The 23,210-nt window shown below is 67.4% G+C and carries 23 protein-coding genes and 3 tRNA genes; 17 read left to right on the forward strand and 9 right to left on the reverse strand.

Annotated features, from left to right (window positions below; genetic code table 11):
• Positions 1–79: 79 nt before the first annotated feature.
• Positions 80–1,276 carry a cysteine desulfurase-like protein gene (locus A9X01_RS08890; protein WP_065120384.1) on the forward strand — a complete coding sequence of 399 codons (1,197 nt, stop codon included), beginning with the start codon at positions 80–82 and terminating at the stop codon, positions 1,274–1,276.
• Between the two features lie 81 nt (positions 1,277–1,357).
• On the opposite strand, the gene A9X01_RS08895 is transcribed toward A9X01_RS08890, so the two are convergent.
• Complete coding sequence (locus A9X01_RS08895; RefSeq protein WP_065120459.1) at positions 1,358–2,329, reverse strand: NAD(P)H-quinone oxidoreductase; 972 nt, start codon at positions 2,327–2,329, stop codon at positions 1,358–1,360.
• 46 nt (positions 2,330–2,375) lie between these two features.
• Here A9X01_RS08895 and A9X01_RS08900 point away from each other — a divergent pair.
• A tRNA-Ser gene (locus A9X01_RS08900) sits at positions 2,376–2,462 on the forward strand.
• A 125-nt stretch (positions 2,463–2,587) separates the two neighbouring features.
• Here A9X01_RS08900 and A9X01_RS08905 read toward each other — a convergent pair.
• Positions 2,588–3,694 (reverse strand): Rv2629 family ribosome hibernation factor, encoded by a 1,107-nt coding sequence (locus tag A9X01_RS08905; RefSeq protein ID WP_065120385.1) that lies wholly within the window; start codon positions 3,692–3,694, stop codon positions 2,588–2,590.
• Positions 3,695–3,731: 37 nt separating this feature from the next.
• Positions 3,732–4,973 (reverse strand): lipase LipE, encoded by a 1,242-nt coding sequence (gene lipE, locus A9X01_RS08910; RefSeq protein WP_065120386.1) that lies wholly within the window; start codon positions 4,971–4,973, stop codon positions 3,732–3,734.
• A gap of 24 nt (positions 4,974–4,997) precedes the next feature.
• On the opposite strand from lipE, the gene A9X01_RS08915 reads away from it, so the two are divergent.
• A complete protein-coding gene (locus A9X01_RS08915) occupies positions 4,998–5,384 on the forward strand; it encodes a hypothetical protein (protein WP_065120387.1) in 387 nt (128 codons plus the stop codon).
• On the opposite strand, the gene A9X01_RS08920 is transcribed toward A9X01_RS08915, so the two are convergent.
• Positions 5,371–6,195, reverse strand: coding sequence for a crotonase/enoyl-CoA hydratase family protein (locus A9X01_RS08920; protein ID WP_065120388.1), 825 nt, complete (start codon positions 6,193–6,195; stop codon positions 5,371–5,373). The two genes, A9X01_RS08915 and A9X01_RS08920, sit on opposite strands and share 14 nt — an antisense overlap.
• Before the next feature lie 24 nt (positions 6,196–6,219).
• Between A9X01_RS08920 and A9X01_RS08925 the strand changes: the two genes are divergently transcribed.
• Entirely contained in the window at positions 6,220–6,801 is a 582-nt protein-coding gene (locus A9X01_RS08925) for a TIGR03086 family metal-binding protein (RefSeq protein WP_065120460.1), read from the forward strand.
• Here A9X01_RS08925 and A9X01_RS08930 read toward each other — a convergent pair.
• Together A9X01_RS08930 and A9X01_RS08935 are read right to left on the reverse strand one after the other, a co-directional pair.
• On the reverse strand, positions 6,798–7,259 hold the full coding sequence (locus A9X01_RS08930) for a DUF4334 domain-containing protein (RefSeq protein WP_065120389.1): 462 nt from the start codon (positions 7,257–7,259) through the stop codon (positions 6,798–6,800). The two genes, A9X01_RS08925 and A9X01_RS08930, sit on opposite strands and share 4 nt — an antisense overlap.
• Before the next feature lie 11 nt (positions 7,260–7,270).
• The gene (locus tag A9X01_RS08935) at positions 7,271–8,326 is read right to left on the reverse strand and encodes an aromatic amino acid aminotransferase (protein ID WP_065120390.1); all 1,056 of its coding nucleotides are present in this window, start codon (positions 8,324–8,326) and stop codon (positions 7,271–7,273) included.
• 82 nt (positions 8,327–8,408) lie between these two features.
• On the opposite strand from A9X01_RS08935, the gene A9X01_RS08940 reads away from it, so the two are divergent.
• From A9X01_RS08940 to A9X01_RS08950, 3 genes are all read left to right on the forward strand, one after another.
• Positions 8,409–8,500 (forward strand) — tRNA-Ser (locus tag A9X01_RS08940).
• A gap of 46 nt (positions 8,501–8,546) precedes the next feature.
• A tRNA-Arg gene (locus A9X01_RS08945) sits at positions 8,547–8,619 on the forward strand.
• A gap of 164 nt (positions 8,620–8,783) precedes the next feature.
• The gene (locus A9X01_RS08950) at positions 8,784–9,500 is read left to right on the forward strand and encodes a PE family protein (protein WP_081282280.1); all 717 of its coding nucleotides are present in this window, start codon (positions 8,784–8,786) and stop codon (positions 9,498–9,500) included.
• Here the strand turns inward: A9X01_RS08950 and A9X01_RS08955 are convergent.
• Entirely contained in the window at positions 9,497–10,528 is a 1,032-nt protein-coding gene (locus A9X01_RS08955) for a phosphotransferase family protein (protein ID WP_065120392.1), read from the reverse strand. The genes A9X01_RS08950 and A9X01_RS08955 overlap by 4 nt on opposite strands.
• A gap of 138 nt (positions 10,529–10,666) precedes the next feature.
• On the opposite strand from A9X01_RS08955, the gene A9X01_RS08960 reads away from it, so the two are divergent.
• The 4 genes from A9X01_RS08960 to A9X01_RS08975 all read left to right on the forward strand — a co-directional run bounded on the left by A9X01_RS08960 (position 10,667) and on the right by A9X01_RS08975 (position 16,486).
• Positions 10,667–11,614, forward strand: a complete 948-nt coding sequence (locus tag A9X01_RS08960; RefSeq protein ID WP_065120393.1) for a class I SAM-dependent methyltransferase — start codon at positions 10,667–10,669, stop codon at positions 11,612–11,614.
• 93 nt (positions 11,615–11,707) lie between these two features.
• The gene (locus tag A9X01_RS31830; RefSeq protein WP_081282289.1) at positions 11,708–12,937 is read left to right on the forward strand and encodes a PE family protein; all 1,230 of its coding nucleotides are present in this window, start codon (positions 11,708–11,710) and stop codon (positions 12,935–12,937) included.
• A 172-nt stretch (positions 12,938–13,109) separates the two neighbouring features.
• A complete protein-coding gene (locus A9X01_RS08970) occupies positions 13,110–14,459 on the forward strand; it encodes a PE family protein (RefSeq protein WP_081282290.1) in 1,350 nt (449 codons plus the stop codon).
• Between the two features lie 134 nt (positions 14,460–14,593).
• Positions 14,594–16,486, forward strand: coding sequence for a PE family protein (locus A9X01_RS08975; protein WP_065120461.1), 1,893 nt, complete (start codon positions 14,594–14,596; stop codon positions 16,484–16,486).
• On the opposite strand, the gene A9X01_RS08980 is transcribed toward A9X01_RS08975, so the two are convergent.
• Entirely contained in the window at positions 16,483–17,313 is an 831-nt protein-coding gene (locus tag A9X01_RS08980) for a hypothetical protein (RefSeq protein ID WP_065120396.1), read from the reverse strand. The two genes, A9X01_RS08975 and A9X01_RS08980, sit on opposite strands and share 4 nt — an antisense overlap.
• 87 nt (positions 17,314–17,400) lie before the next feature.
• On the opposite strand from A9X01_RS08980, the gene A9X01_RS08985 reads away from it, so the two are divergent.
• The 5 genes from A9X01_RS08985 (at position 17,401) to A9X01_RS08995 (ending at position 20,681) form a co-directional block, all read left to right on the forward strand.
• Positions 17,401–17,814, forward strand: a complete 414-nt coding sequence (locus A9X01_RS08985) for an MmcQ/YjbR family DNA-binding protein (protein WP_065120397.1) — start codon at positions 17,401–17,403, stop codon at positions 17,812–17,814.
• 104 nt (positions 17,815–17,918) lie between these two features.
• Entirely contained in the window at positions 17,919–18,170 is a 252-nt protein-coding gene (locus A9X01_RS28925) for a hypothetical protein (RefSeq protein ID WP_080697084.1), read from the forward strand.
• Positions 18,171–18,182: 12 nt separating this feature from the next.
• A complete protein-coding gene (locus tag A9X01_RS30430) occupies positions 18,183–18,338 on the forward strand; it encodes a DUF6131 family protein (RefSeq protein ID WP_099051174.1) in 156 nt (51 codons plus the stop codon).
• A 155-nt stretch (positions 18,339–18,493) separates the two neighbouring features.
• On the forward strand, positions 18,494–19,198 hold the full coding sequence (locus tag A9X01_RS08990; protein ID WP_065034046.1) for a response regulator transcription factor: 705 nt from the start codon (positions 18,494–18,496) through the stop codon (positions 19,196–19,198).
• Positions 19,176–20,681 carry a sensor histidine kinase gene (locus tag A9X01_RS08995; RefSeq protein WP_065120462.1) on the forward strand — a complete coding sequence of 502 codons (1,506 nt, stop codon included), beginning with the start codon at positions 19,176–19,178 and terminating at the stop codon, positions 20,679–20,681. The genes A9X01_RS08990 and A9X01_RS08995 overlap by 23 nt, the downstream gene beginning before the upstream one ends.
• A 12-nt stretch (positions 20,682–20,693) precedes the next feature.
• Here the strand turns inward: A9X01_RS08995 and A9X01_RS09000 are convergent, their stop codons facing one another.
• Positions 20,694–21,164 carry a lipoprotein LpqH gene (locus A9X01_RS09000; RefSeq protein WP_065120398.1) on the reverse strand — a complete coding sequence of 157 codons (471 nt, stop codon included), beginning with the start codon at positions 21,162–21,164 and terminating at the stop codon, positions 20,694–20,696.
• A gap of 136 nt (positions 21,165–21,300) precedes the next feature.
• On the opposite strand from A9X01_RS09000, the gene A9X01_RS09005 reads away from it, so the two are divergent.
• Entirely contained in the window at positions 21,301–23,181 is a 1,881-nt protein-coding gene (locus A9X01_RS09005; RefSeq protein ID WP_065120399.1) for an alkyl/aryl-sulfatase, read from the forward strand.
• Positions 23,182–23,210 lie beyond the last annotated feature (29 nt).

Below are 23,210 nucleotides of genomic sequence, written 5' to 3' on the forward strand. Positions count from 1 at the left end.
ATGGCGCACCCGCCACCGGCACCCATCCTCGAAAATGGCCGTAGCTTTCGAAGCACGCAATAGCTCTAAGGTGGCTGGCATGGCCTACGACGTCGCCCGGGTGCGTGGACTGCACCCGTCGCTTGGTGACGGGTGGGTGCACTTCGACGCACCCGAGGGCATGCTGATCCCCGATTCCGTCGCGACCACCGTCTCGACTGCCTTCCGCCGGTCCGCGGCCAGCACCGAAGGTGCCCACCCGTCCGCGCGCCGCAGCGCGGCGGTGCTGGAGGCGGCCCGCGAGGCGATAGCCGACCTGGTCAACGCCGACCCGAGCGGCGTGGTGCTGGGTGCCGACCGGGCGGTGCTGCTGTCGTCGCTGGCCGAGGCGTCATCGGCGCGCTCCGGGCTGGGCTACGAGGTGGTCGTCAGCCGCTTGGACGACGAGGCCAACATCGCCCCGTGGCTGCGCGCGGCACACCGGTACGGCGCGAAGGTCAAGTGGGCCGAGGTCGATATCGAGACCGGTGAGCTTCCGACCTGGCAGTGGGAGAGCCTGATCAACAAGGCGACCCGCCTGGTGGCGGTCACATCGGCGTCGGGCACGTTGGGCGCCGTCACCGATCTGCGCGCGATGACGAAGCTCGTGCATGACGTCGGCGGCCTGGTGGTCGTCGACCATTCCGCCGCGGCGCCGTACCGGCTCATCGACATCAAGGAGACCGACGCCGACGTGGTCGCGGTGAACGCCGTCGGCTGGGGCGGACCGCCGATCGGGGCAATGGTGTTCCGGGAGCCTGCGCTGATCAACACGTTCAGCTCCGTGTCGACCAATCCCTACGCCACGGGCCCGGGCCGGCTGGAAGTGGGCGTGCATCAGTTCGGTTTCCTGGCCGGTGTGGTGGCCAGCGTCGAATACCTGGCCTCGCTGGACGAGTCCGCGCGCGGGACCCGGCGCGAGCGGCTGTCGGTGTCGATGCACTCCGCCTCGGCGTATTTGAACCGCATCTACGACTACCTGATGACGTCGCTGCGGTCGCTGCCGCTGGTGATCCTGCTCGGCCGTCCGGAGGCGCGGATACCGGTGGTCAGCTTCGCCGTGACGGAGGTGCCGGCCGACCGGGTGGTGCAGCGGTTGGCGGACAACGGGATCCTGGCGATCGCCAACGCCAGCTCCCGCGTGCTCGACGTGCTGGGCGTCAACGACATCGGTGGCGCGGTGACCGTCGGCTTGGCGCACTACTCGACGATGGCCGAGGTCGATCAGTTGGTGCGCGCGCTCGCCTCGCTCGGGTAGCTCCCGTTTCCCCGCGAACAGACGCGAAAGCCCCCATTTGCGTACGCAAAATGGGGCTTTCGCGTCTCCTCGCGCAGGGAACTAGACCGTCAGCAGAATTTTTCCGAACGAGCCGCCGGACTGCAGCAGCTGGTGTGCCTCCGCGGCCTGCTGGATGGGCAACCGCTTACCGATGATCGGCCGGACCCGCTCACTGGCGAACATCGGCCATACCGACGTGGTCACCGCGCTCACCACAGCGCTCTTGCTGTTCGGTCCGCTGACCGGGCGGGCCCGCAGCGTGGTGCCGATGACACGCGCCCGCTTGACCAGCAGCTTGCCCAGGTTGATCTCCGACTTCACCCCGCCCTGCATGCCGATGATGACCAGTTGTCCGTCGGTGGCCAGCGCATCGATATTGCGATCCAGATAGGCCGCACCCATGATGTCCAGAATCACGTCGGCCCCGTCGGTCTCCTGCCTCAGGCGAGCGACGAAGTCCTCGTCCTTATACGAAATGGTGATCTGGGCACCCAGTTCGCGGCACAGGTCCAGCTTCTCCGGTGATCCGGCGGTGACCGCCACCCGGGCGCCGAGGGCACGCGCTACCTGGATGGCGTGGGTGCCGATGCCGCTGGCCCCGCCGTGCACCAGCAGCAGCTGGCCGGGGCCCAGGTGGGCGGTCATCACCAGGTTGGACCACACCGTGCAGGCGACCTCAGGTATCCCGGCCGCGTCCACCAGGTCGACGGGCGACGGGATCGGCATCACTTGGCCGGCCGGGACGGCGACGTACTCGGCGTAACCGCCGCCGGCCAGCAGCGCGCACACCTGCTGTCCGACGCTCCACTGCGTCACGTCCGCACCGACATCGGCGACGACGCCCGACACCTCCATGCCGATGATCTCGCTGGCGCCCGGCGGGGGTGGGTACTTGCCCGCGGCCTGCAGCACGTCCGCACGGTTGACGCCGGCCGCGGCGACCTTGATCAGGACCTCTCCGGGTCCGGCGGACGCATCCGGGACCTCTTGCCAGACCAGCTGTTCGGCGGATTCGGCGACTATGGCACGCATGTCGGTCACGCTACCGGCACCGCTACCCTTGCCTTACCGATGTTCGGGTGGCGTGGCAGAGCGGCCTAATGCACTCGCCTTGAAAGCGAGAGACGGCTAAAACCGTCCGGGGGTTCAAATCCCTCCGCCACCGCAAATTTTTTGGGGCCGCGAGCGCGTCGCCCGGCCGCCGCGAGGGTGCGTGTCGGTACAGCGACACGCCGCCGCGGCTGGCATTTTGCGCACCCTCGCGCGGCGGCCAAGCTCAGGGGCCGAAGCTCAGTGCAGCGTCGGCGCGTACCGCAGCACCGCGGCCACCCCGTCCGCGGGTTCGATCCGCTCGTCAGTGCGCACCAACGACGCTCCGACCGAGATGGCGAACAGCGGCAGCGCCTCATCGGCGCGCAACGTCTTGGCCGGCGCGGCGCCCTGCTCGGACAGCACGTTGGCGTTCGGAGCAACGGTGGTCAGGCCCTCGTCGGTAACTACCGTGGCGTCGCCGATGTCCCCGACGATCAGCGTCTCGACCGCACCCTGCCGCAACGCCGAACACACCGCGTCCAACCCTTCGGCAGCCAGCCCGGCTTGCCGGCCGACCTCGGCGCTGAACCGCTCGGCGGCGTCTTCGAGGATCTGCAATTGCCGTTTGGCGAACCAGGTTTCGATCTCGCGTTGCACCTCGTCGAAGTCGTGCCCGCTGTGTCGCGCGCCGACCTCTAGGGGCACGGCCCGGCCGCGGATCCGCTCCGGCAGCTCCGCGTGCAGGTCGCTGCGGGACCGCACCTCGCCGACCAGGAAGACCGCCTCGGAGCCGGTCTGGTCCGTCAACTCGGCGATGCGGTCGGCGACGGCGCGCATGTTCTTGCGGGCAGCCTCGTCGGTGCGCGGTTGTGGGTCGCCGTAGCCGGCGGTCTCGGCGCCCGCCGCCTTGTGCACCGGGTAGCCGCCGCCGTCGACAGTCTCCGAGCGCAGTCCGTTGTTGTCGCGGACGGTCAGGTCGGCGCCGGTGTGGTCGACGATCGCCAGAACGTAATTCGGTTCGTCCATACCCAGTTCGAGGACGGGAACGAGGTAGGGCAGTTCCGACACCCGAGTCACGGTGGCGGCGGGCGGGCGCACCAGATGCTCGTTGACCAGGACACCGGTCGGGCCCGCCACGACCGCCCGACCGCTGCGACCGGTCGGTGGTTGCAGATCCATGACGGCACGTTCCATCTCGTCGACGACGGATTCGTCTGCGCCCTGTCGCTCCAGCTCCTCACGCACCGCGCGCCATTTCAGGTCGAGTTGAGCGGCCGCATCATGGCTGTCGTGTGAGTCGTCGAAGAAGACGGAGGCAAAGGGTCCGGGGGTGTCCAGCAGTTTTCGGAAGCGTTCGGAATCCATGTGTCGATGGATGCCCGCCTAGTCCACCGACAAACGCTCACACCCGCGGGATCGACGCGGCGATGGTGTCCATCAGGGCGGTGTAGCGCTTGATTTCGGGGTCCTTGCCGGGCTTGCCGCTGCTGATCACGCCGCCCGCCAAACCGCGCGCCGGATCCGCCCAGATCGCGATGTTGGCCAGCCCCAGATTTCCGAACGCGGCAGGAGCGTTGCGCCCGAACGGCCCCCAGCGATCGGTGCCCAGCATGAATCCGGTGCCCCACCGGGCCGGCTGCAGGCCCACCGCGAAATCGGGTCGCAGCCGTCGGGCCTCCTGCACGGCGTCGTACATGCGTTCCGCGCTGATGATCCGCACGCCGTCGAGTTCGCCGCCGCGGCGCCAGATTTCGGCGAACCGCGACAGCTCGTCCGCGGTGGAGACGCCGTTGGACGACGGCACAACGGTGGTCAGAAACGCCGGGGTGTTGGTGTAGGGGATGATCTCGTGCACCGTTCCGCCGATTGCCTTGCGGAAGATCGCGGCAATCACCGGCGGCAACGGTTTGCCGGTCGGGTGGCTGGGCGCAACCAGGGGAACATCCTGCTTCGCCACGCCGAAGTTGGTCCACCGGAAGTTCAGCGGCTCAAGGATTTCGCTGGCCAGGATCTCGCGAATGTCCTTGCCGGTGCTCGCGTAGACGATCTCCCGCATCAACGGACCCCAGGTCAGAGCGTGATAGATGTGCACCAGACCCGGCCGGTACAGCGGACGCAGTTTGCCGAGCTGTTCCTGGGCGTACTCGTGATCGTCGGCGCGCTTGAGGTCCGGACGCGGCCCGGTGGGGAACGGGACGCCCGCGCTGTGGTTCAGCACGTGCCGGATCGTGGTGCGGTCCTTGCCGTGGCTGGTGTAGCTCGGGATGTATTCGCACACCCGGTCGTCGAGGTCGAAGACCCCGCGTTCGACGAGCAGGTGAACGACTGTCGCGGTGATGCCCTTGGACGCCGAATACACGCAGAACGGGGTGTCGGTGGTGACGGGAATCTTTTCGGCGTCGGGCTCATCGGTAGGGGCGTTGCCCCAGCCATGCCCGATGGCCCGGTTGAGCACCACCCGGCCGTTGCGCCGAAGGCACAGCTGGATGGCGGGGTGCATGCCGGCCCGGTACCAATGCCGCGCGGCCTGCCAGATCCGTTCGACGGCGGCACTGCCGACTTCGGCGTGGTCTTCTTCGCCGATCGCCGTCACGGCGTCCAGGTCGTCGGGCACACGGATCCGGCCATCGGGTGTTGACGTCATCGCCGACAGCCTAGCTTTACAGGCATGGCCGCCCGGTTGCGCTACGTCGAGGTGATCCTGCTCGTGTTTGGTGCCTACTCGGTCGGCTTGGGGTTGTTCCAGTGGCTGGCGCCGCAGACGTTCTTCGACACCCTTGGCGCCTTCGGCATCCGCAACACGCACTACATCTTCGACAACGCGTCGTTCGAATTGCCGCTCGGTCTGATGCTGCTCGCAGCGCTGCGGTGGCCGTCCTGGCGAGTTCCCGCGCTGGCGTTCGCGACGGCGCATTGGGCGATGCACGCCCTCAGCCACCTCATCGACACCAACCACCGCGCCGGCGCAACGGTCGGGTGGCTGGAGTTCGCCGGACTGGCGATCTCGACGGGCTGGTTGGCTGTTGCGCTGTGGTTCAGCGCTATTCGCCGGTGAACTGCGGCGGACGCTTGGCGAACGTCGCGGAGATCCCTTCCGTGAGGTCTTTCGAGGGCAGGAACGCCGCGTTCCATGCCGCGACGTAGCGCAGGCTCTCCGACACCGCCGACGTGCGCTGCTGATCCAGCACGTCCTTGATGCCGTGCACCGTCAGCGGGGGATTGGCGGCGATCTCGGCGGCGGTGGCGTGCGCGGCGGCCAGGGTGGCCTCGGCGTCGTCGTACACGTCGTTGACCAGGCCGATTTTTTCGGCGCGGGCGGCGTCGATGTCCTTGCCGGTCAACGCGAGTTCGCGCAAGTGTCCGTCGTTGAGGATCAGCGGCAGCCGGGCGAGGCTGCCCACGTCGGCGACGATGGCCAGCTTGACCTCGCGCACCGAGAACTTGGCGTCGGCGCTGGCGTAGCGGATGTCGACGGCCGAGATCAGGTCGACGCCGCCGCCGATGCACCAGCCGTGCACCGAAGCGATGGTGGGTGTGCGGCAGTCGGCGACCGCGGTGATGGCGGCCTGCATGCGCTTGACCTCACGGTGGAACACCGCCCGTGGGCCGGCCAGCGCGTCGCCGGACAACAGGGGCGTGAACGAGCCACCCATGGCCGGCACGTCCAGCCCGTAGCTGAAATTGCGGCCCGATCCGGTCAGGACGATGGCGCGCACCTCGGGGTCGGCGTCGAGAGCCGGAAACAGCTCGGGCAACTCTGCCCAGAATGCGGGCCCCATCGCATTGCCTTTGCCGGGTCCGATCAGGGTGACCTGTGCGACCTGGTCTTTGACCTCGACGGTCACCGATTCATATTTCTCGCCCATGACCGAGACCGTAGCGTGGCGAATATGCCCGCAGATTTGCGCCCCGGACCCGATTCGCCGCCCAACGACGAGCTACGCAGCGCCGAGCTGACGCTGGGGATCCTGGAAGAGGTGGTCAGAACCATCGCCCGCGAGGACCTCACCAGGCAGACCCCGTGCACGGAGTTCGACGTGGCGGCGCTGACCAAGCACCTGCTGAACTCCATCACGGCGATCGGCGGCATGGTGGGCGCCGAATTTCCGGAGTCCGACGACGAAGACTCGGTCGAGCGGCAGATCATCATGCGGGCCCGGCCGGCCCTGGACGCCTGGCATCGCCACGGCCTGGACGGCACCGTCAAATTCGGCGACGACGAGATGCCGGCGCAGGTCGCGGCCGCCGTCCTGTCGCTGGAGTTCCTGGTGCACGCCTGGGATTACGCGGTCGCATTGGGGCGCGACGTCGAGGTCCCAGATTCGCTGGCCGAGTACGTGCTGGGGTTGGCGCACCAACTCATCAGGCCCGAACGGCGGGGCGGGGCCGGTTTCGACGATCCCGTCGAGGTGGCCGAGGATGCCCGCGGTCTGGACCGGCTGGTCGCCTTCACCGGCCGCAACCCCGGCTAGACCCGCTCGAGATAGAAGTAGAAGTAGCGGCCGTCGTGGACGACGCCCTTGCCGTTCATGATGCCCATCACCGCGTCCTCGTCGATCACCTTGAAGTGGTCGTGGACCGGCTGGCCGTCGTAGACCATCGTCGCGGTCACCTCGCCGCGGAACTCCTCCAACCACAGGCTGGCCTCGCCTTTGCCCATCTTCACGTTGGAGAACTTGTTGCCCTCGGCATCCACGCACACCAGCGGCTGAACGTCGGAGGCGGACTTGAAGGACTTGCCGAACCACCCGGCTTTCTCCAGCTGGTGGTTCATCTTGTGGCCGGTGACGAACTCGCCGCCGCGCCATTCCCCGAGCATGCCGTCAATCGTGGCCGGTGACAGCGATGCCCAGAACTCGTCGAGTTCGGCGTCCGGGATGTCGCCGGCGCGCTCGGTGAACTCCGTGAACTTCTTGCGAGCCAGGCTCATAGGGGTACTCCTCAAATCCATTTGCGGGCGAACCGCAGCATCGCGTCGTTCTCTTCGGGCGCGGCCGTGACGGTGACGCGCACACCGTCGCTGCCATAGGGACGGACCACGATCAGCGCGTCAGCAGCCTGTTCGACGAAGTCCCGCGTGCGGGGGCCCAGCGGCAACCAGACAAAGTTGGCCTGCGAATCGGGCAGGGTGAATCCGGCCGCGCGCAGTTCGGCGCTAACCCGCACCCGTTCGGCCACCACCGCGTCGGTGCGGGCCAACAGCTCGTCGCCGGCTTCCAGCGAGGCAATGGCGGCGGCCTGCGAGACGCTGGTGGCGGTGAACGGGACGTAGACCTTGTCCAGCGCGGTGATCACCGCTGGGTGCCCGATCGCATACCCGACCCGCAGACCGGCCAGGCCGTACGCCTTGGAAAAGGTGCGCAGCACCACCACGTTGTCGTGCGCGCGAACCAGCCCCAGGCTGTCGGGTGCCATACCGTCGCGGATGTACTCGACGTACGCCTCGTCGATGGCGATCAGGATCTCTGAGGGCACCGCCTCGACGAAGCGGGTCAGCGCATCCGGGTCGACGACGGTGGACGTCGGGTTGTTGGGATTGCAGACGAAGATCAGCCGGGTCCGGTCGGTGACCGCGGCCAGCATCGCGTCCAGGTCGAAGGTGTGGTCGGTCAAGGGCACCTGGACGGGCGCCGCCCCGGCCACCTGGACCTGCGGCGGGTACAGCTCGAAGCTACGCCAGCCGAAGATCACCTCGTCACCCACCGAGGCGGTGATCTGGACGAGTTGCTGGCACAGGCTCACCGACCCGCAACCCACCGCGATGTGCTCGGCGGCGAAGCCGGGCCCGACATGGCGGGCAAGCGCCGCCTTGAGCTGCACACAGCCGTTGTCGGGGTAGCGGTTGATCAGATCGGTGGCGTGTTCGATGGCCGCGCGAACGCTGGGCAGCGGGCCGAACACCGTCTCGTTGCTGGCCAGTTTGATCGCGCCCGGCACGGTCTTGCCGGGAACGTAAACAGGCAGCCCCGCCAGCGCGGGCCGCAGGCGGGCGGTCACTTCGACAGCATATGTCGCAGCTGTGTACGCTATGCCTCCGGCGGCTCCGGGTTCCGGGGTCGGGTAACCTTTGGAAGGCCATGGAGGCGTGCCAGAGCGGCCGAATGGGGCTCACTGCTAATGAGTTGTCCCCCTCAAAGGGGACCGGAGGTTCAAATCCTCTCGCCTCCGCCAAGCAACACCTGCTAGACAACTGATTGACCACAACTGAAGAACGTCGGCGCCCGTAGCTCAACGGATAGAGCATCTGACTACGGATCAGAAGGTTAGGGGTTCGAATCCCTTCGGGCGCGCACATGAATTCAATTCCGCTGTAAACGCTTTTTACAGTCGCGCGTCCGTCGATAACCGTTCTATAACGTTTCGGCTGCGGAAATATAAAAACACCTCGCCGACCAGCAGTTTCGCCGTAAAGTGCGGAGGTTCCGCAAGCCGGGTTAATCCGAGGTGTGTCGCCGTGTCATTTTTGTTTACGCAGCCCCAGTTGCTGGCGGAGGCTGCGACGAATTTGGCGGGGATCGGGTCGTCGCTGACGGCGGCAAATTCCGCGGCCGCGCTGCCCACCACGAGCGTGCTGGCCGCCGGCGCTGACGAGGTTTCGACCGCAATGGCCAACGTGTTCGGTTCGCACGCCCAGCAGTACCAGCGGATGAGCGCCCAGGCGGCGAATCTGCACCAGCAGTTCGTCCAGGCGATGAACTCGGCGGGCAACGCGTACGCCAGCGCTGAGGCGGCGAATGCGAAACCGATGGCGGGCGCCGGGGCAACCGCCGGCGGGACTGGCGCACCGGCGCAAGGATTGCTCGGACGTCCGTCAGGCGGCGCCATCGGCGCCCCCGGGGCAGGTCTGTTGGGCGGCTCCGGCAATGCCGGCTATCGCGGGGCTGGCGTCGCCGGTGGAGGTGCGCCTGGTCGGGTAGGCGGCTACGCCGGCAGCGCTGCGCCGGTCGGACGGGGCGGTGCCGCCAACGCGGCGAGCGCGGGACTGCTCAACAAGCCGGACCCGGCAGCCAACCGTGCCCGAAACAGCAAGCCGGTCAGGGGTTTTGGCGACGGCGGCCCGGGGGGCCGCGGGGACGCGCGCGACCTACGGGCCAGCTATGTCAAGCGCCACGACGAGGCCCGTCGCGACTTCGGCACCGGTGGCGGCGGCGGCGCCAATCGCGTCGCCTAGGACTCGATCAACGTCAGCGCGCGCTCGAACAGGTGCACGGTGCCCGCGTGCAGCTGATCGCCGACGGCTTTCTCCGCCTTGCCCGCACAGGCGCGGGCCAGCGTGCCCTCGATCACGATGCCCAGCTTGAAGCAGGCCAGCACGGTGTACCAGGTGATGTGCGACAGATCGCGGGTGGTGTTGGCGGCATAGCGCTGCAGCAGATCGTTGGTACTGGCCAGACCGTCCGTGCCGCCGAGTGCATGGCCGAACACGCTGGACCCATCGTCCTGGCGCCAGGTTGCCAGCAGCCAACCCAGGTCCAGCAGCGGGTCGCCGATCGTGCACATCTCCCAGTCCACGATCGCCACCACCTCGGGGCCGGTGCGGGAGAACATCACGTTGGCCGCGTGGTAGTCGCCGTGCATGATGCCGGGCGTCCACGTGGTGGGCCGATGGGCTTGCAGCCACTGGGATACCTCGTCAATCCCCGGGATGTCCGGACCGGGGTAGCCGTCGTACTCCTGATAGGACTCCAGCTCCGAAAGCCACCGTGGCACTTGACGTTCCAGAAAACCCTCCGGTTTACCGAAATCTTCGAGGCCGACGGCGACGTGATCGACGGCGCCGAGCCTGGCCAGCGCGTCGGCCATCGACAACCCCATGCCGTAACGCACCTCGGGGTCATTGGCATGCAATGGCGGCAGCCCCTCGCCCGCGTTGAAGCCATCGATCGGCTCCATCAGGTAGAACACCGCGTCCCCGAGCACGCCGGGGTCGTCGCACGTCGCGATCAGATGTGGGTGGGGCACATCGGAGCCGGCCAGCGCGGCGAGCACCCGGGTCTCCCGCAGGATGACGCTGTTGCTGCGGGGGCGCAGGTGCCGAGGGCCGCGGCGCAGCACGTAGGGCCGGCCCGACCTGGTGAACCGCATCATCACGTTCTGCGTGCCGCCGGTTACCGGCGCGACGTCCTGCAGCGGTCCCTCCCCGAGACCCTGCTCCGACATCCAGCGGGCAACCGCATCCAGATCCACGGCCGGATTCATGCTGCTCCTTTGCACCCTGTCAACCGACTTGGAGAGAGCCTAGAAAAAGCGTAGGGACTACCCAGCGGCGGCCGTTGCCGGGCGCCACACTGGAAGAATAGTTTGCAAAACTGACTAGTTTGGTTCGGGAGGAATGCGATGCAGCGCACCGACAATGATTCTTGGGAGATCACGCAGAGTGTCGGGTCGACCGCGCTTGGTGTGGCCGCGGCCCGGGCCGCGGAGACGGAGAGCGAAAACCCGCTGATCAACGACCCGTTCGCCAGGGTCTTTCTCAACGCGGCGGGCAAGGGGATGTGGACCCTGTACGCCGACCCGGACTTACTTGCGCAAGCCCGCGAGATCGAACCCGAGATCGGCGCCCGAGCGCAGCTGATGGTCGACTTCATGGCCACGCGGACCGCGTTCTTCGACGAGTTCTTCCTCGCCGCCGCCGACTCCGGCGTCCGTCAGATCGTCATCCTCGCCTCCGGCCTGGATGCCCGCGCCTGGCGGTTGCCGTGGCCGGACGGCACGGTGGTCTACGAGCTCGACCAGCCCAAGGTGTTGGAATTCAAGAACACCACGCTGGAGCAGCACGGTGCCCGGCCTACGTCGCAGGTGGTCAACATCGCGGTCGATCTGCGCCAGGACTGGCCGACGGCGTTGCAGGAATCGGGTTTCGATCCGACGCAGCCGACGGCATGGTCGGCCGAGGGATTGGTGCGGTACCTGCCCGCGCAAGCCCAGGACCTGTTGTTCGAGCGCATCCACATGCTGAGCGCACCCGGTAGCTGGCTGGCGTCGAACGTGCCGGGCAAGGGTGCGATCGATGCCGATCTGGTGCAGCGCCAGCGCGAGGAAATGCGGCGGATCCGGGCGGTGGCCGCGCGACTCGTCGACGCCGAGGTCCCGGCCGTGGAAGACCTTTGGTACCCCGAGGAGCGCACCGCGCTCACCGATTGGCTGCGGGAGCGCGGCTGGGAAGCCACCGAGGCGGACTTCCCGGAATTGATGGATCGCTACGACCGCGTGGTGCCGAGCGGCTCCGAGTACTCCATGCCGCCGACGCTGTTTGTCTCCGCGCGAAAGCCGGCTAGCGCCTGAAATGTTTGCTCCGGCCGCCGAAAGGCTGCGCCGAGGTTGTCGCTGACGCTAACGTTATTTCCTGCTGAATGCTGGCGGGGGCGGGAGTTAATGGTGTCGTATGTGGTGGCAATTCCCGAATTGGTGGCTTCGGCGGCGGTGGACCTATCCGGCCTCGCGTCGACACTGAGTCAGGCCAGTGTGACCGCGGCCCTGCCGACGACCAGCGTGCTGGCCGCCGGCGCCGACGAGGTCTCGGTCGCGATCGCCTCGCTGTTCGCCGGCCATGGGCGGCAATATCAGGCGTTGAGTGCACAGCTGGGTGCGTTCCACGAGCAGTTCGTGCAGCTGATGAACGCGGGGGCGAATTCCTATGCGGTGGCCGAAGCCGCCAACGCCGCCGAGCAACGGCTGTTGGCCGCGGTCAATGCGCCCGCGCAAGCTTTGCTGGGTCGTCCGCTGATCGGGGACGGCGCGCATGGGACGGCGGCGAACCCGAACGGTGGAGCCGGCGGGCTCCTGTATGGCGATGGCGGCAACGGGTTCTCGCAGGCGGCGGCCGGTGCCGTCGGGGGGCGCGGTGGTGCGGCCGGTTTGATCGGCAACGGCGGGTCAGGCGGCGCTGGAGGGGTCAATGCCGCCGGCGGCGTAGGTGGTAGTGGCGGGTGGTTGTTCGGCAACGGCGGGGCTGGGGGAGCTGGCGGGACAGGTGCCGCAGCCGTCGGCGGGTTCGGAGCGGGTACCGGCGGACTGGGCGGTGCCGGTGGTGCGGCAGGGATGATTGGCCGCGGCGGTATCGGGGGTGCTGGTGGCGATGGCGGGGTAAACACCGGCGGCTTTGATTTCGACCTCACCGCCGGCCACGGCGGTACGGGCGGCATCGGTGGCCGAGGCGGTTGGTTGATGGGTGACGGCGGAGCCGGTGGACGCGGGGGTCTCGGCGGAAATGGCTTCTCGGTGAGGGTGCAGAGTGACGGCTCACTCGTGCTTGACTCCGGTGGTGCTGTCGCGGGTACTGGCGGCAATGGTGGCGTCGGTGGAGCGGCCGGGCCGATTGGTACCGGCGGGGCCGGCGGCTCAGGAGGCGCTGGCGGACTCGGCGGACTTTACTCGAACGGCAGCATCGGCTTCATCACTAGCCCTGACACCATCTCCGTCTTCAGTGGCGCCGGTGGAGATGGTGGTATCGGCGGCAACGGTGGGGATGGCGGCTGGTTCCTCGGGCACCCGGGCCCCGGCGGCCCGGGTGGACCCGGCGGGACGAGGTACGACGGCTTAGACGGCCGTGTCACGGTTGTGCAGATCAGCGGGAACCCGGGGGCCGACGGAAATCCGGGCGGCTGACCGATTGCCGCGTGGTGTTCACGAATCCGGCGATCGATCCTTGGTCGCCGACTAGCTCCCTCAACGGCGTCGGTATGAATTTGACTCTTACCGCTCCGAAGTTGCCCGCGAACTGTTAGTTGACGCTACCGTTACTTTCCGCCAAGGCTAAGCCGAGGTTGCGGAGGTGGCGATGTCGTATCTGGTGGCAGTTCCCGAACTGGTGGCTTCGACGGCAGCGGACTTGTCCGGCCTCGCCTCGACCCTGGGTCAGGCCAACGTCGCGGCGGCCCTGCCGACAACGGGCGTGCTGGCCGCCGGCGCCGACGAGGTGTCGGTCGCGATCGCCTCACTGTTCGCCGGCCATGGGCGCCAATACCAGGCGTTCAGTGCGCAGATGGGCGCGTTTCACGAGCGATTCGTGCAGCTGATGAACGTGGGCGCGAACTCCTACGCGATGGCCGAGGCCGCCAACGCCGCCGAGCAACGGCTGCTGGCGGCAGTCAATGCGCCCGCGCAAGCTTTGTTGGGTCGTCCGCTGATCGGGGACGGCGCGCACGGAACGTCGGCGAACCCGAACGGCGGCGCCGGTGGGCTCCTGTATGGCAATGGCGGCAACGGGTTCTCGCAGACGGCGGCCGGTGCCGTCGGGGGGCGCGGTGGTGCGGCAGGACTGATCGGCAATGGCGGTGTTGGGGGCAATGGCGGTCTGAGTGCCGCCGGCGGCGCGGGTGGCAACGGGGGATGGTTGTTGGGCAACGGTGGGGCCGGCGGTCAGGGTGGAGGCGGTTCGCTCGCGACGCTGACCGACCTGGCTGGTAGCGGTGGTGCCGGTGGCGCGGGTGGTGCGGCCGGACTGTTCGGACTTGGCGGCGCCGGAGGCGCTGGTGGGGTGGGCGGAAGTTCAGGTGTCAATCCGGGTGGCGCCCCGCCGCCACCGTTGGGCAATGGCGGCGCAGGCGGCGTCGGGGGTCGCGGCGGGATGATTTACGGCAACGGCGGCGCCGGTGGCGCTGGGGGGAATGGCGGGAATGCCTATGTGCAGGATGGTGACACCCTCTATGTCGCATTCGCCACTGCCGGAATCGGGGGCGACGGGGGCGCGGGCGGATCGGCGGGGTTGATCGGCGCCGGCGGAACGGGTGGAGCCGGAGGAACCGGCGGATTCCCTGGTCCGGAAGTCCCGGTAGTTCCGCCTAACGTGATCTTCTCGGCCCTGCCGGGGTCAGTTACCGAGTATGACGCAACTGCCGGAATTGGCGGAAATGGCGGAGCCGGCGGCGCCGGCGGCGGGGTGTTCGGCGACGCCGGTGCCGGTGGTCGCGGCGGAGCTGGCGGGCCCGGGATTCACTCGGACTTAGCTACCTTGCGGGCTTCGGTCGGCGGCGCGGGTGGCAATGGCGGCGCCGGTGGCAGTGCCGGGCCGTTCGGAAACGCCGGTGTCGGCGGCCTCGGCGGGACCGGCGGTGTCGGTGGCTCGGTTGCCGACGGTACCGATGGAGATTCTGGCGCGGACGGGACGCGTCGGACTTTATTCGGCTGACCGCGCAAGCGGCTTAATTACCTTTTGGATTTCCTGTCACTCATTCCGAAATCCCTATCCATTCCGCGCAATGACGCTATCGTCAAATCCCTCGATTCGTTCATGGTCCTGACAAACGCGCGAGGAGGGTGACCGTGTCGTTTTTGGTGGCAGTCCCGGAAACGGTTGCTGCGGCAGCCGCAGACATTGCCGGCGTCGGCTCGATGCTGGCTTCGGCTGGCAGGCTGGCCGCACCACCGACCACGAACGTTTTGGCGGCGGGCGCCGACGAGGTATCCGCGGCGGTAGCGGCGTTGTTCAGCGGGCACGGCGAGCAGTTCCAAGCCCTGAGTCGGCAGCTCTCGGCCTTCCACCAACAGTTCGTGCAGTCGCTCACCGGGGCAGCCGGAGCCTATGCCTCAGCTGAGGCGGCCAACGTCGCGCTGCAGTCGGCGCAGCAGGACTTCCTCAACGCCATCAACGCGCCGACTCAGGCTTTGCTGGGCAGGCCGCTTATCGGTGACGGAGCCCACGGGACGGCTGCGAGTCCGAACGGCGGTGCCGGCGGGTTGCTTTACGGAAATGGTGGCAATGGGTTCTCCCAAATAGCCGACGGGGCGGTTGGCGGAGCTGGCGGCGCGGCGGGACTGATTGGCAACGGCGGGTTGGGTGGCGCCGGCGGGGCCGGTGCGGCCGGCGGTGCCGGTGGCTCGGGCGGCTGGTTGTACGGCAACGGTGGTGCCGGCGGCGCAGGCGGGACAGCCTTGGCCGCCGGGCCCGGCGCTAATGGCGCAAACGGCGGAGCAGGCGGTGCGGGTGGCGCCGCCGGGCTGTTGGGCGCCGGTGGTGCCGGTGGTGTTGGCGGGGACGGTGGCGCCACCGGAGCTGGAATGGCGGCCGGCACCGTCGCAGGGCGCGGCGGCGCCGGCGGCGCGGGTGGTGCTGGTGGGTGGTTGTCCGGCAACGGCGGAGCAGGTGGTCAGGGTGGCGAAGGAGGGCTGGTAGCAGAAGGATATTCGGGCGGCGCGGGCGGACAGGGCGGCGCCGGCGGCGCGGCCGGGCTATTCGGCGATGGTGGGATAGGTGGCGCCGGGGGAGCCGGTGGCGCGCCAGGGATTTTGGGCGGCGGTGCCGGTGGATCCGGAGGAAGCGGCGGTAACGGCGGGTGGATCTACGGCAATGCCGGTGCCGGCGGCCAAGGCGGAGCGGGTGCCGACGGTGCATTCGAATACCAGGGTGACTTGGTTGGGATCGTCGGCGGCAGCGGCGGTGCGGGCGGTGCAGGTGGCAATGCCGGCCTGCTGGGCAACGGCGGCGCCGGGGGTGCGGGCGGCGCGGGCGGACAAACCGGCGCCGGATCATTTGGCCCCGGCGTTGCCGGAGACGGCGGAGACGGCGGCAGCGGCGGCAGAGCCGGATGGCTGGCCGGCAACGCGGGAGTCGGAGGGCAGGGCGGCACCGGCGGCGCAGGCCGCGGCCTGAAAGCCGACGGCACTTTATACTTCGCCATCACCGGCGGAACCGGCGGCACGGGCGGGGCAGGTGGCGGGGCAGGACTGTTCGGCACCGGTGCGGCCGGCGGTGCGGGCGGTGACGGCGGGATCGCTGGCGCCGTGGGAGGCACCGGCGGTGCTGGCGGTGCGGGTGGTGCTGGCGGGTTGCTGATCGGCGACGGCGGGGCTGGCGGTAACGGCGGGACCGGTGCAAGCACGGTTGCGGCCGACGGCGTCCCCGGTGTCGGCGGTGGGGGCGGCAACGGCGGATCTGGTGGAAGCAGTGGCTGGTTCTATGGCAACGGTGGTGCCGGCGGGGCAGGTGGAAGCGGTGGAGCGACCAGCATCAATGGTGTCGGCCAAGACGGGCAGCCCGGTGGCAATGGTGGCAGCGGCGGTAATGGCGGCGCCTCTCGACTGATCGGCAACGGCGGGGCCGGGGGTCAGGGGGGAGCCGGTGGCGTGGGCGGTCCCGCGGGCGGCGTTGACGGGATTGACGGGCCCGACGGAACCGGCGGTGCTGGCGGCGTGGTGTTCGGCGAGTCCGGCGTTTAACCCTCGGTCGACGAACCGCCCTCCAATTGGCCCTTGATGGCGGCGATCGCATCGACCGGCGTCAAATTCTGGCCTTGGCTGTTCTGGCCGAGTTGTGGCCAGCCCGCCCCGTCGGGGCCGAGCAGCTGATCCCAGATCTGCCGCACCTTGGTCAGCAATTCGGTTTGTTCGTCGTCGGTGAGTGCCATCAATGGTCCTCCGTTCGTCCCGATGCCGCACGCGGCGGCGAATTGTTGCGGTGTCAGCCCGTCGGCGGAATTCATGTCGCACCGGCCGAACGGCGGCGCCCCCTGCGGCAGGTTCGGGCTGTAGCCGTTACCGTCGGTGTACTGGTGGGCCACCTGCCCGGGCAGATTCGGGTTGGATCCGTAGCCCGCGGCGATGACACGAAGCCCGGGTGGGCGCACGCGCCACATGTTGAAGAAGTCATAGGCGTTGGCGTAACCGATGATTCGGGCCGGTGAGCCTGCGTAATCGGCCAGATTCCAGTACAGCTGATTGATCCAGCTCGACCCGTCGCCAGGCGGATTGCCCCCGGACTCAACATCGAGCATCAGCGCCACCCGCGGATGCAGGCCGCCTTCGGCGTCGATCATCGACCGCACCGTGTTGGCATTTGCCAGCCAGTTCGGGCGGACGTAGGTGTAGACAATCCCGAAGGTCAATCGCCCACTGTCCAAAGCATCGCGCATCCACGCGTAATTACGCGCGAAGTTATGGTCGCGATAGGTGCCGTCGCTGACCCGGATCGATAAGACCCGGTACGGGTACGAATCATCAACTGGCACTTGATATTCCGAGACATCGGCGAACAGCGTGTCAACCACCGCGGCGCAATCCCCCTCTACTGCAACCCCTTACCGATCGCCCATGCTACAGCGGGGACTGCCACGTCCGCCGGTATCGTCGCGGGCATGGCTGATCGGCCCGCGAAAGTCAGCGATGTGCACCGGCTCGCCGCCGCGATGCCGCATGTCAAGAAGCTCGAGGGGCCGAAGGGCAACGCCATCTACCAGGTGGGCGGAAAGTCGTTCGTGTTCTTCCGAACTCCGCAACCGGATGCGGTCGATCCGGCGACCGGGGAACGCTACCCCGACGTGATCATGCTGTGGGTGGAGTCCGAAAGCGACAAGCTGGCGTTGATCCAAGACCCCAACTCGCCGTTCTTCAGCACCAGCCATTTCGACGGGCACCCCTCGGTGCTGGTGCGCGGCGCCCGGTTGGCCGACATCAGCGTCACCGAGTTGGCGGAACTGATTCAGGACGCATGGTTGTCCCGTGCGTCCAAAAGGCGCGCCGCAATGTGGCTCGCTGATCACCCCGCTTAGAACGGGTTGAGAGGCGAGATTACGCCCCTTTTCAGGTTTAGGCACGCGTACAACGGGCAACGCTGTGCTGCACGGGAATTGTTTCGGGAACAACGGAGGCCGCCATGGTGCGAGGTCGCGGAATTCTAGGTGCGATTGTGTTGATCTGGCTGCTCATAGGGATCCTCGCAGCCTGGCAGCGCGGCTACTTCAAAGGTCAGGAAACCAGTTGTGCCTCAGCGGGAACCGTTGCGGTCACGGTGATTGCCGGACCTTTGAATTACATGGGCGTAAATCCAAAAGTAAAGGATTGCCACGCGCCGCAGTTACCGCAGCCGAGCGCCCTGCAATCAATTGATCACATCCCTGCTAGTTAAAAGGAAATCGCCATGATTGTCGTCGGTGCCATCCTGCTCATCCTCGGATTTGTGTTTGGCGTGCATTTGTTGACCGTGCTCGGGGTGATTCTGCTCATTGTGGGCGCGGTGATGTGGGCCATGGGTTCGGTCGGCCGCCCAGTGGCCGGCAGGCGTTACTGGTACTAACACAGCATCGGGGAAACGGCCGCGTGACCGCATCAACGGTCACGCGGCCGTTTGCGTTTCACAGGTCAAGCACAGGGATGCCATAGCGTTGCCCTATCCGGGTACGGATACTGGAACCCGTGGCGGCTCCCAGAAGTTCCGTTGAACGCGTGGTCATGTGCCGCGCGGACGGCCAACCGGTCACCGTGCTGGTGGTGGACGACGAACCCGTTCTCGCCGAGATGGTGTCAATGGCATTGCGCTATGAGGGTTGGAACATCGCGACGGCCGGTGACGGTGCCTCGGCGGTTGCGGCCGCCCGCGCCGAACGCCCCGACGTAGTAGTTCTGGACGTAATGCTGCCCGACATGAGCGGCCTGGAAGTCCTGCAGAAGCTGCGCCGGGAGAATCCCCGATTGCCGGTCCTGTTGCTGACGGCCAAGGATGCCGTGGAGGATCGCATCGCCGGATTGACCGCTGGCGGAGACGATTACGTAACCAAGCCGTTCAGCATCGAGGAGGTCGTGCTGCGGTTGCGCGCGCTGCTGCGCCGCACCGGGGTTACCACGGTCGACAGCGGCGCCCAGTTGGTCGTCGGCGACCTGGTGCTCGACGAAGACAGCCACGAGGTGACTCGCGCCGGTGAACCGATCTCGTTGACCACCACCGAATTCGAGTTGCTGCGGTTCATGATGCGCAACGCCAAGCGGGTGCTGAGCAAGGCGCAGATCCTGGACCGCGTGTGGAGCTACGACTTCGGCGGGCGATCCAACATCGTCGAGCTCTATATCTCCTACCTGCGCAAGAAGATCGACAGCGGACGCGAACCCATGATCCACACGCTGCGCGGTGCAGGTTATGTCCTCAAGCCGGCGCGCTAGCGGGCCCCGGGTCTGGTCGCTGCGACTGCGGCTGCTCGTCGGCCAGATCGCCGTCCTGGCCATCGTCTGCGTCGGCATCACCGCGGCCACCGAACTGGCACTGCGCCACCATCTGGTGGCCCAACTGGACAGCCAACTCAGCGGCACCTCCTACCGTTCGTCGCTGCTGTATCCCGAACCGCCGCGCCGCCACGAGCCGCGCTATGTCAAGACCGGCCCGGGCCCAAGGTTTCTCGACGCGCCCGGCCAGCCGGCCGGCATGGTTGCAGCGGTGGTCAGCAACGGCAGGACAGTGGACGCCGGATATCTGACCGGCAGCGGCGCGCGGGACGCATTGACGCCGACGGCGCAGCACCAGCTGGAGCAAATCGCCGGCAGCCGCACACCGGTCACCCTGGACCTCGACGGCCTCGGGCGCTACCGCGTCGTCGCCGCTCCGAGCCGCAACCGGACCGACGTCATCGTCACGGGTCTGTCCATGTCCAACATCGACGCCACCGAACTCCGGATGCTGATCATTTTCGGCATCGTGACTCTGATCGCGCTCGTCGCGGCCACCACCGCCGGTGCGGTGATCATCCGTCAAGCGTTGGCGCCGTTGCGACGGGTCGCCCAGACCGCGACCAAGGTGGTGGATCTGCCGTTGGACCGTGGTGAGGTCGAGCTGCCGGTACGGGTGTCCGAACCCGATGCGAACCCCGCCACCGAGGTGGGCCAACTCGGTTCCGCGCTCAACCGCATGCTCGACCACATCGCGGCGGCGCTGTCGACGCGGCAGGCCAGCGAGACCCGGGTTCGCCAATTCGTCGCCGACGCCAGCCACGAACTGCGCACGCCGCTGGCCGCGATCCGCGGCTACACCGAGTTGGCGCAGCGCATGGGCGACGACCGGGAAGCGGTGGCGCACGCGATGAGTCGGGTGGCGTCGGAGACCGAACGGATCACGCGTCTCGTCGAGGACCTGCTGCTGTTGGCCCGGCTGGACTCCGGGCGACCCTTGGAACGCGAACCGGTGGACCTGTCCCGGTTGGCAGTGGATGCCGTCAGCGACGCACACATCGCCGGGCCGGATCATCAGTGGGAACTCGACCTGCCGCCGGAACCGGTCATGGTCACCGGCGACGAGGCCCGTCTGCACCAAGTGGTGGCCAACCTGCTCGCCAACGCCCGCATCCACACCGCGCCAGGCACCGTCGTCACCACTCGTCTCAGCGCCGCGCCAACGCACACGCTGCTGCAGGTGATCGACAACGGCCCCGGAATTCCGAAGGACCAGCAGTCGGAGGTGTTCGAACGGTTCGCTCGTGGCGACACCTCGCGGTCCCGTAAGGGCGGCAGCACCGGACTGGGTCTGGCGATCGTCTCGGCCGTCGTCAAGGCCCACAACGGAACGATCACCGTGAACAGCTCACCCGGACACACCGAATTCGCGGTCCGGCTGCCGAGCAATGGACGGCAGCCGGCCGCGTCGTCGTCAGGTTAGGACGTCAGCTTTCTAGGAGCAGGTGACGTCGATTTCGAACGGCTTGTTGACCGGTGACATCGGGTTGGCCGCGTCGATACCGGTGGCCGTTCCGGTGATCTTGTAAACGTTGCCGTTCTTGGTGGCTTCGGCTTTGCCCTGGCCGGTTCCGGCGGTGTAACCCAGCACTACGCCGTTGACGCTGCCGAGTCCCACGGACTTGACCTCCGGGGGATTGGCGTCGGTGAGCACCGCGGCGATGCCGGCCTCCTGCCCTCCGATCGCGATGTTGACGTTCCCGGCCGCCGTCGTGCATACGACGGACCCGGTGACGTGCTGGTCCTGCCCGTCGATGAGGACCTTTGTGCCAGAGGCGCTGCCGCCTCCGCTACTTGTCGCGCTTGCAGACCCGCCGCCCGATTTCGGCTTGTCACTCGAACATCCGGAAAGACCCGCAACCAGAATGGCCGCTCCGGCTACCGCGACCGTCAGTCCACGCTTCACCTGTGCTCCTTTGCCCGTAAACCGGCCCATCGTCTTTGAGGACCGCCCCGGCAGTATGCGCGGTAAGTGGATGAAATTCTAGATTCGGCGAAAAATTTGTTTTGCCTTTTCGAGGCTGCACGCTTTTGGCAAGGTAATGCCGATGGAGCACAAGCCGCCCACCGCAGTCATCGAATCGGCACACCGCACGCACACGCTACCTCTGGACGACACAAGGGATTTCGACGACGCCGACCGTGGCTTCATCGCCGCTCTGTCGCCGTGCGTCATCAAGGCCGCCGACGGCCGGGTGGTGTGGGACAACGACGCGTACTCCTTCCTCACCGGCCCCGCGCCGACCTCGGTCCACCCCAGCCTGTGGCGGCAGTCGACACTGGCCGCCAAACAGGGTCTGTACGAAGTGGTGCCGGGCATCTATCAGGTCCGTGGCTTCGACATCTCCAACATCAGCTTCATCGAGGGCGACACCGGGGTCATCGTCATTGATCCCCTGGTGTCCACCGAGGTGGCGCGCGCTGCGCTGGAGCTCTATCGCACGCATCGTGGCGGCGACCGGCCCGTGGTCGCCGTGATCTACACCCACAGCCATGTCGACCATTTCGGGGGCGTGCTGGGCGTGACGTCGCAAGCCGACGTCGACGCGGGCAAGGTCACGATCTTGGCGCCGGAGGGCTTTACCGCACATGCCGTGCAGGAGAACGTGTATGCGGGCCCGGCGATGCTGCGCCGCGCGACCTACATGTATGGCTCACAACTGGCGCGCGGCCCAAAGGAACAGGTGGGTTGCGGGTTGGGCCAGACGCCGTCCACCGGCGAGGTGGGGCTGATCGTCCCGACGGTGGACGTCCGGGTCACCGGGGAGGCGCACACCATCGACGGTGTCGAGATCGAATTCCAGATGGCGCCCGGCACCGAGGCGCCGGCCGAAATGCACTTCTACTTCCCGCAATTCCGCGCGTTGTGCATGGCCGAGAACGCCACGCACAACCTGCACAACCTGTTGACGCTGCGCGGCGCGCTGGTACGTGACCCCCACGCCTGGGCGGGCTACCTGACCGAGGCCATCGACGCCTTCGCCAACCGCACCGACGTTGTGTTCGCCTCCCATCACTGGCCGACCTGGGGATACGAGCGCATCGTCGAATTCCTGTCGCTGCAGCGAGACCTGTATGCCTACCTGCATGATCAGACCTTGCGGTTGCTCAATCAGGGCTACACCGGCGTGGAGATCGCCGAGATGTTCCAGCTGCCACCGGCATTGGACCAGGCTTGGCATGCCCGCGGGTATTACGGATCGGTCAGCCACAACGTGAAGGCCGTCTACCAGCGCTACATGGGCTGGTTCGACGGAAATCCGGGCCGGCTGTGGCCGCACCCGCCAGAGTCGTTGGGGCCACGCTATGTCGAAGCGCTGGGCGGTCTGGACCGGGTGGTCGAGCTGGCCCGAACCGCGTTCGATGCGGGCGACTTTCGCTGGGCGGCGACGCTGCTCGACCACGCGATGTTCACCGACCAGCATCATGCCGCGGCGCGGGAGTTGTACGCCGACACCTTGGAGCAACTGGGTTACGGCGCGGAGAACGCCACCTGGCGCAACTTCTTCATGAGCGGCGCAACCGAACTGCGGGTGGGCAACTTCGGCACGGCAGGGCAGGTCACCTCACCGACCCTGCTGGCGCAGTTGACGCCCGAACAGGTCTTCGACGGGTTGGCCATCAGGGTTAACGGACCCGGCAGCTGGGACCTGGACATCGCCATCGACGTCACGTTCGACGACGTCGGCACTAACTACCGGCTGACGCTGCGCAACGGTGTACTGGTGCACCGCAAGACGGCCGCCGACCCCGCTACCGCGACCGTTACGGTCAAGCTGGCCAACAAAATTCGGCTGTTGCTCGTCGCGATCGGTGACTTCACGTCGCCGGGGCTCGAGTTGTCCGGTGACCAGGCGGCACTGCAGTCGTTGTTGGCGGTGCTCGAACAGCCGGATGCCAACTTCAACATCGTCACCCCCTGAATCAATGGGGGGCGCCTTTCCCTGCGCGA

The sequence above is a fragment of the Mycobacterium asiaticum genome (assembly GCF_001668675.1).
Taxonomy (GTDB): Bacteria; Actinomycetota; Actinomycetes; order Mycobacteriales; family Mycobacteriaceae; genus Mycobacterium; species Mycobacterium asiaticum_D.